Source organism: Nocardiopsis halotolerans DSM 44410, assembly GCF_000341065.1.
Taxonomy (GTDB): Bacteria; Actinomycetota; Actinomycetes; order Streptosporangiales; family Streptosporangiaceae; genus Nocardiopsis; species Nocardiopsis halotolerans.
In genome coordinates this window covers 1-1,011 of record NZ_ANAX01000210.1, presented here as the reverse complement: position 1 = coordinate 1,011, position 1,011 = coordinate 1, and the positions used below count along the sequence as shown (strand labels likewise).

Sequence of the window (1,011 nt, the reverse complement as noted above, 5' to 3'; positions counted from 1 at the left end):
GCCCGCCGCCGTGTGCGGCCTGGTCGGCGGCAAGCCCACCTACGGCGGCTCCTCCCGCTACGGGATGATCGCCTTCGCCTCCTCCCTGGACACCCCGGGCCCGTTCGCGCGCAACGTGCTCGACGCCGCCCTGCTCCACGAGTCCTTCTCCGGGCACGACACGCACGACTCCACCTCCATCGACGCCCCGGTCCCGCCGGTCGTGGACGCCGCCCGCCTGGGCGACGTCGACGGCCTGCGCGTGGGCGTGGTCAAGGAGCTGGACAGCGACGGTTTCCAGTCGGGCGTACGCCAGCGCTTCCACGAGACCCTGGAGCTGCTGGAGTCCCTCGGCGCGAAGGTCGTGGAGCTGTCCTGCCCGAGCTTCGACGCCGCCCTGTCGGCGTACTACCTCATCGCGCCCAGCGAGTGCTCGTCCAACCTCGCCCGCTTCGACGCCATGCGTTACGGCCTGCGGGTGGGCGACGACGGCACGCGCAGCGCCGAGGAGGTCATGTCGCTGACCCGCGCCCAGGGCTTCGGCCCCGAGGTCAAGCGCCGCATCATGCTGGGCACCTACGCCCTGTCGAGCGGCTACTACGACGCCTACTACGGCAGCGCCCAGCAGGTGCGCACGCTGATCAAGCGCGACTTCGACGCCGCGTTCGAGAACGTGGACGTGCTGGTCTCACCGACGACGCCGACCACGGCGTTCCCCATCGGCGAGCGCGCCGAGGACCCGATGGCGATGTACCTGGCCGACCTGTGCACGATCCCGTCCAACCTGGCCGGGAACGCCTCGCTGTCGGTGCCGTGCGGCCTGGCCCCGGAGGACGGCCTGCCCGTCGGCTTCCAGGTCATGGCCCCGCCCCTGGCCGACGACCGCACCTACCGGGTCGCGGCGGCGGTCGAGCGCGCACTGACCGAGCGCGACGGCGCCCTGCTGGCCAGCAGCCCGTACGCGGTCACCCGCTAGGAGCGGGTCCGGTGTGAGCGAGGGCCCGCCGCCCCGGCCCGGAAAGCGGCCGTGGA

The 1,011-nt window shown here is 72.9% G+C and carries 1 pseudogene (only partly in view); it reads left to right on the top strand.

The window, feature by feature from the left end:
* A pseudogene (gatA, locus tag D455_RS30690) lies at nucleotides 1–955 on the top strand (Asp-tRNA(Asn)/Glu-tRNA(Gln) amidotransferase subunit GatA) (it extends 513 nt beyond the left edge of the window).
* Nucleotides 956–1,011 lie beyond the last annotated feature (56 nt).